The organism is Dietzia sp. E1 (assembly GCF_014145015.1).
In the GTDB taxonomy this organism is placed as follows: domain Bacteria; phylum Actinomycetota; class Actinomycetes; order Mycobacteriales; family Mycobacteriaceae; genus Dietzia; species Dietzia cinnamea_A.
Window position 1 is genome coordinate 1 of the sequence record NZ_JAALDU010000194.1, and the last position, 6,597, is coordinate 6,597.

6 protein-coding genes are annotated in these 6,597 nt (G+C 72.3%); 4 read left to right on the forward strand and 2 right to left on the reverse strand.

Annotated features, from left to right (window positions below):
* From G6030_RS07675 to nudC, 3 genes are all read left to right on the forward strand, one after another.
* Positions 1-686: PD-(D/E)XK nuclease family protein (locus G6030_RS07675; protein ID WP_182642717.1), on the forward strand; the 686-nt coding region annotated here is incomplete at its 5' end.
* A 61-nt stretch (positions 687-747) separates the two neighbouring features.
* Positions 748-1,827, forward strand: coding sequence for a potassium channel family protein (locus G6030_RS07680; RefSeq protein WP_007629167.1), 1,080 nt, complete (start codon positions 748-750; stop codon positions 1,825-1,827).
* Between the two features lie 82 nt (positions 1,828-1,909).
* Positions 1,910-2,836, forward strand: coding sequence for an NAD(+) diphosphatase (gene nudC / locus G6030_RS07685; RefSeq protein ID WP_182642718.1), 927 nt, complete (start codon positions 1,910-1,912; stop codon positions 2,834-2,836).
* 65 nt (positions 2,837-2,901) lie between these two features.
* On the opposite strand, the gene G6030_RS07690 is transcribed toward nudC, so the two are convergent.
* Positions 2,902-3,171: a mycoredoxin gene (locus G6030_RS07690; RefSeq protein WP_043567235.1), complete on the reverse strand. Its 270-nt coding sequence runs from the start codon at positions 3,169-3,171 to the stop codon at positions 2,902-2,904.
* Positions 3,172-3,342: 171 nt separating this feature from the next.
* Here G6030_RS07690 and G6030_RS07695 point away from each other — a divergent pair, with 171 nt between their 5' ends.
* Entirely contained in the window at positions 3,343-5,430 is a 2,088-nt protein-coding gene (locus tag G6030_RS07695) for an ATP-dependent DNA helicase UvrD2 (protein ID WP_007629164.1), read from the forward strand.
* 17 nt (positions 5,431-5,447) lie between these two features.
* Here G6030_RS07695 and G6030_RS07700 read toward each other — a convergent pair.
* Positions 5,448-6,597, reverse strand: a 1,150-nt coding sequence (locus G6030_RS07700) for an AarF/ABC1/UbiB kinase family protein (RefSeq protein ID WP_182642719.1), incomplete at its 5' end; no start/stop codon positions are given.

Sequence of the window (6,597 nt, forward strand, 5' to 3'; positions counted from 1 at the left end):
ACGCGCGGCGGGCCGCGCAGCGGCGCGACGAGGTCCACCTCCCGCGCCGTCTCACCGCCGGGGAGATCGTCGCCATGGCGACCGACCCCGCCGAGTTCGCCGACCGCCTCCGCAGGCCCGTGCCGTTCCGCCCGGACCGGTTCGCGCGGCGCGGCACCAGGTTCCACGCCTGGCTCGAGCACCGCTACGGCGCCACCCACCTGCTCGACATCGACGATCTACCAGGCGCCGGTGACGAGGGCGCCGTCGACGGACTGTCCGAGGCCGACCTCACCGCCCTCCAGGAGGCGTTCGAGGCGTCGCGGTGGGCGCGGATGACGCCCGAGGCCGTCGAGGTGCCCTTTGAGGTCGGCCTGGGCGGGCACCTCCTGCGCGGACGGATGGACGCGGTGTTCGCCGACGGCGACGGATGGATCGTCGTGGACTGGAAGACCGGGCGCGTGCCTGCCGAACGGGACATGCCCGCCGTGGCCCTCCAGTTGGCGGTCTACCGGTACGCGTGGGCGAAGGTCGTCGGAGCCCGCCTCGGGCGGACCGTCGAGCTGGGGTCCGTCCGCGCCGCGTTCCACTACGTGCGCTCCGGCCGGACCATCGAACCGGCGGGCCTGCCCGACGCGGAGGAACTGCTGCGTATCCTCGCCGAGGGCCCCGGCCGGGGTCGGTTGTTGTCCGGGAGCGGTCGATAGGCGACGATTCTCCTCGGTGACGGCGGGCCCAGCGGGGGCCCGCCCGCGGGAACGGAGTCCCATGGTCGAGAAACGCGCGCTGGCGTCGCGGTTCCGCGGCAACGATCCACTCGACGAGAGCCCCGACCACGCCCTCGTCGGCGTCGTCAGCATCCCAGAGAACGTCGGTAGCCCGTGGCGGCTGATCGGCAAGCGAGTCCTGATGGCCCTCGTCGCGCTCTGTCTGGGAGTGCTCGTCGTGTGGACCGACCGCGGCGGCTACACCGGAGGCGGTGGGCCGAACGGTGAGATGACGTTGATCGACTGCTTCTACTACGCCACCGTCTCGCTCTCCACGACCGGCTACGGGGACATCACCCCGATCACGCAGCAGGCACGACTGATCAACACGCTCGTCGTCACACCCCTGCGCCTGGTGTTCCTCATCCTGCTCGTCGGCACCACCCTCGCCGTTCTCACCGAACAATCCCGTCAGGCCCTGAAGATCCAGCGTTGGAGGAGCGTCGTGCGCAACCACACCGTCGTCGTCGGCTACGGCACCAAGGGCAGGTCGGCCGTCGCCGCCATGCTCGCCGACGAGATCGCCCCCGACGACATCGTCGTCGTGGACACCGACCCCCAGGCGCTCAAGGCCGCGGCCGCCCACGGGCTCGTCACCGTCCACGGGTCGGCGACCCGGTCGGACGTGCTCAAACTGGCCGGGCTCACCCGCGCCTCCGCGGTCGTGGTCGCCACCAACTCCGACGACACCGCGGTGCTGGTCACGCTCACCGCCCGCGAACTGGCACCCCACGCCAAGATCGTCGCTACCGTCCGCGAAAGCGACAACAAGCACCTGCTCAAGCAGTCCGGCGCCGACTCCGTCGTGGTCTCCGCCGAGACCACCGGCCGGCTCCTGGGCCTGGCCACCATCACCCCGACCGTCGTGGGCATGATGGAGGATCTGCTCACGCCCGACGAGGGCTTCTCGATCGCCGAGCGCCGCGTGGAGGAGTCCGAGGTCGGCGGTTCGCCGCGGCACCTGGCCGAACTCGTGCTGGGCGTGGTGCGCAAGGGGCAGCTGCTCAAGGTGAACGAGCCGGAGGCGGACGCGTTGGAGGCCGGCGACCGGCTGCTCTACATCCGGATGGTCGCGGGCTGATCCCCGGGTCGGCGCCGTCCGGCCGGTCCGCCGGACTACGCTGATCGGCGCCCCTCACGACCGGCGAAAAGGACCCGTCACGATGCCGCTGGACTTCACCCTGGACTCCGATCCCGTGCTGTCGGTGGCCGCGCCCGACCGGGCCGCCCCGCTCCGGCAGGACGCGGGCGGACTCGCGGCGGGATGGGCCTCGGCGAGGATCATGAGGGTCGACCGGCGGAACCGGTTCGCGACCGAACCGACCGCGGGGGATCGCAAGCGGATCCGGCTCGAGCCGGCCCTCGACCACGCCGACCGACTGCCCGAGGACGCGGTCTTCCTCGGACGCACCGACGACGGCCGACACATCTGGGCCGTGCCCGTCGAGGAGCTGCCCGACAGCCCCGCCGTGAGCAACCTCCGCGCGTGCGGGGCGGACCTGGTCGAAGGAGACGGATCGCTGGCCGCGCAGGCCATGGCACTTCTCGGGTGGCACCGCGACAACGTCAGGGGCCGGCAGCCGGACCACCACCCGCGTCGGAAGGAAGCGGGGTGGGCCATCGAGGACCCCTTCCACGGCGGACTCGAGTACCCGCGGACCGATCCCGCCGTGATCTGCCTCGTTCACGACGGCGGCCGGCAGGTCCTCCTCGCGCGGCAACCGGTGTGGCCGGCGGGGATGTACTCGCACGTGGCCGGCTTCGTCGAGGCGGGCGAGTCCCTCGAGGGATGTGTGCGCCGGGAGGTCGCCGAGGAGGTCGGTGTGGTCGTGGAGCGCGTCCGCTACCTGGGCAGCCAGCCCTGGCCGTTCCCGCGCTCGCTCATGGTCGGGTTCCAGGCCGTGGCGGACCCGGAGGCGCCGATCCTGCTCGAGGACGAGGAGATCAGCGAGGCCGCCTGGTTCGACGTCGATCAGGTCAGGGACGCGCTGGCCGGTCGCGGTGATCTCATGCTCGCGCCGCCGGTGTCCATCGCGCACGTCATGCTGCGGTCCTGGGTGGCGGCCGTCGACCGCGACGGCGGCGCCTGACGCGAGGGGGCGCCGTCGGCCCTGTCCCGGGCCGGCGGCGCCCCGTGTGCCGGGCCTATCGCGCCTCAGGCGCCGGCGAGCTCGGCGAGCTTCGCGCGAACCTGGGAGGCCGGGGGGTTGGTGGCCGTGGTGCCGTCGGAGTACAGGGCCGTGGGCACGACCCGGTTGCCGCCGTTGACGCTCTCGACGAACGCGGCCGCCTCGGCGTCGGCGTCCACATCGATCTCCGTGTAGCCGATCTCCTTCTCGTCCAGCAGCTTCTTCAGCCGCGTGCAGAACGGGCACCACGAGGTGGTGTATAGGGTCAGGGCGTCGTTGGTCGTCACATCGCTCATGACGGGGTGTAACGCCCACGCCGGTGGGAATCATCCCCGGGGGGAGGCCCCCGGCGCGGTGTCCGACCCGGATGCCACGATGGGGGCGTGAGTGAGACGGGGCGCGGCGGCCGGGAGAGCGGCCAGGGAAGCGGACGCGGAGCCGGGCGCCGAGGCGGCGCGGAGTCGGCGTTGGAGGGCCTGGACCCGCAGCAGCGTCGGGCCGTGTTGGCGCCCCGCGGCCCCGTCTGCATCCTCGCGGGTGCCGGAACGGGCAAGACCCGCACCATCACCAGACGCATCGCGCACCTGGTCACCACCGGGCACGTCCGCGGGGACCAGGTGCTGGCTGTCACCTTCACCGCCCGCGCCGCGGGGGAGCTTCGCATGCGCTTGGCGGGCCTCGGCGTCGCGGACGCCGGGACCGGGCCGGTGCAGGCGCGGACCTTCCATTCGGCGGCCCTGCGCAACCTGTCCTACTTCTGGCCCCGGGTCTACGGCGAGGAGCCGTGGCAGTTGCTGGACGGCCAGTTCCGGGCGGTCGCCCAGGCGGTCCGCCGCGCCGGGCTCGATCCCGCCACCGAGACGATCCGCGACGTGCTGACCGAGATCGGGTGGGCCAAGTCGAGCCTGCTCACCCCCGACAGCTACGCCGAGCAGGCGGTCGCTCTGGGACGGGACCTGCCGGTTCCCGCACCCGAGGTGGCCCGGGCGTTCAGGGCGTACGAGGACCTCAAGGTCTCAGGCCCGGTCCGGATGCTCGACTTCGACGATCTCCTGTCGCACATGGCGGAGCTCGTGGAGGAGGTGCCGGCCATCGCGGAGGAGTTCCGGGACCGGTACCGCTGCTTCGTCGTGGACGAGTTCCAGGACGTCACGCCGGCCCAGCAGCGGCTGCTCACCGCATGGTTGGGCAATCGCGACGACCTCACGGTGGTGGGTGACGTCAACCAGACGATCTACTCCTTCGCCGGCGCCGAGCCCGACTTCCTCCTCGGCTTCGCCGACCGCTACCCCGGCGCGACCGTCGTGAAGTTGGAATCCGACTACCGCTCCACCCCGCAGGTCGTGGACCTGGCGAACGCGGTGATCGGCGCCGGAGCCGGTCGGTTCCGCAGCGCCGGGCTGACGCTGCGCGGCATGCGCCCGCCCGGGCCCGAGCCTGTGCTCGCCGAGTACGCGGACGAGGACTCGGAGGCCGACGCCGTCGCGGCGGCCGTCGCCGACCTCGTGCACGGCGGGACCGATCCCGCGGAGATCGCCGTGCTGTACCGGGTCAACGCCCAGTCGGAACGGATCGAGGCGGCTCTGGACGAGGCGGGCATCGGATACCGGCTCAAGGGCGGCGAGGGCTTCTTCGAGCGCCCCGTCGTGCGTCGGGCGATGTCGGCGATCGACCGCCTCGTCGACGGCTCGGGCGAGGCGTCGGCCGGCGCCCACAGCGGGTTGACCGACCCGGCGGACGTCGTCGCGGTCATCCGGCAGGCGCTCGAACCCCTGGGCCTGACCGCCGCGGAACCCTCCGGCACGCAGGCCCGCGAGACGTGGAATTCCCTGAGCGCGCTGGTGGGACTCGCGGAGGAGATCGCCACCGCCGAGAGTCGCCCGGGACTGCTCCCGGTCGTGGCCGGCCTGAGGGAACGCGCCGCCGCCCGGCACGCGCCGGACGAGCGGGGGGTCACGTTGGCGTCGATCCACGCCGCCAAGGGCCTCGAGTGGGACGCGGTGTTCCTCATCGGCGTGCACGAGGGCAGTCTGCCGATCAGCCACGCGATCAACGCCGGACCCGACGCGATCGAGGAGGAGCGCCGCCTTCTCTACGTGGGCATCACCCGCGCCCGCGAGCACCTGTCGCTCTCGTGGAGTCGGAGCCGCCGCGCCGGGGGCCGCGCGACCCGGCGGCCGAGTCGCTTCCTCGATCCCGTCCGCCCGGCGCAGGCCCCCGCGGCCGCCCGCCGGTCCACCGACTCGTCAGACAAGGGACGCTGCCGCGGCTGCGGGGAGAAGCTCAACGGGCCCATGCACCGGGCGCTCGGGTTGTGCCCGGAGTGCTCGGTCGAGGTCGACACCGACCTGTTCGAGCGGCTACGCGAGTGGCGCCGCGAGACGTCGGAGCGGATCGGCAAGCCCGCCTACACGGTGTTCACCAACGAGACCCTCGCCCAGATCGCCCGCGACCGTCCCGCGGACACGAGGGCCCTGGGCCGGATCGGCGGGATCGGCGCACACAAGCTCGGCGAGTACGGCGACGACGTGCTCAAGCTGGTCCGCGGGACCTGACGGCCCGGCCGGCGGCCTCAGTCCTCGTCGGGGAAGATCTCGGGCATCCAGCGCCGCACGATCTCCCGGTAGGGCGCGGACGCCTGGAGCTGGCACAGCATGCCGACCGACGCGGACAGCACCCGGTGGATCAGCACGTACTCCCGGGGCAGCGCGAACGAGCGCGAGGTCCGGAACTCCCGGCCGGAGACATCCCCGTAGACGGACATGATGCCCTGCATCCACGCACGGTCGAAGTGGAACACCGGCTCGCGCATCGGCTCGATGAACGGGTTCAGGAACGCCATCGCATCGGCGGGATCCAGCCCGCCCCGCCCCACGTATCCCGCCCTGGTCATCACCTCCACGAGCTGATCCGCGTCATCGGCCAGGGCGTGTCGCATCATCGAGATCAGCACGGTCGGTACGCCCTCCGGGAGCGGGATGGCCGCGCCGAAGTCCAACACCACCAGGCGACCGTCGTCGGCCAGCAGGAAATTGCCCGGGTGGGGGTCGCCGTGCATCAACCGTGCCCGCACGGGAGAGCTGAACTGGAACTCGGTCAGCAGTTCCCCGGCCAGATCGCGGTCCTCGGGGCTGCCGTCGGCGGAGATCCGGCTCAGCGCGCGGCCGTCCGCCCACTCGGTGACCAGTACCTTCGGCGCTGAGGCCAGAACGGAGGGGACGTGGAACTGGCGGTCGTCGCGGAACGCGGCCGCGAAGATCCGCTGGGTGTCGGCTTCGGTGCGGTAGTCGAGTTCGCTCACCGTGCTGTCGTACAGCTCGTCGATGATCCCCCTGATGTCCGTGCCGGGATTGAGCGGGCGCAGCAGCGGGGCCAGCCTGCGGAGTTGGCGCAGGTCCGAGCGTAGGGCCTCGTCGGCGCCGGGGTACTGCACCTTGACGGCCACCTCGCGGCCGTCGGACCAGACGGCGCGATGCACCTGTCCGATCGAGGCGGCCGCGGCGGCCTCGCCGTCGAACTCCGAGAACCGCTCCCGCCACCGCAGCCCGAGCTGGGCGTCCAGGACGCGTTCCACCTCGGCGGCGGGCAGAGGCGGTGCCTCGGCCTGGAGCTTGGTGAGCGCCTCACGGAAAGGTTCGGCGTACTTGTCCGGCATGCCGGCCTCGAACACGCTCAGGGCCTGTCCGACCTTCATGGCACCGCCCTTGAGCTCTCCGAGGACG

What these genes read in the sequence shown, in the direction of transcription:
- nudC (WP_182642718.1), top strand. Translation starts at nt 1,910, where the DNA reads ATGCCGCTGGACTTCACCCTGGACTCCGATCCCGTGCTGTCGGTGGCC.
- G6030_RS07690 (WP_043567235.1), bottom strand. Translation starts at nt 3,171, where the DNA reads ATGAGCGATGTGACGACCAACGACGCCCTGACCCTATACACCACCTCG.
- G6030_RS07680 (WP_007629167.1), top strand. Translation starts at nt 748, where the DNA reads ATGGTCGAGAAACGCGCGCTGGCGTCGCGGTTCCGCGGCAACGATCCA.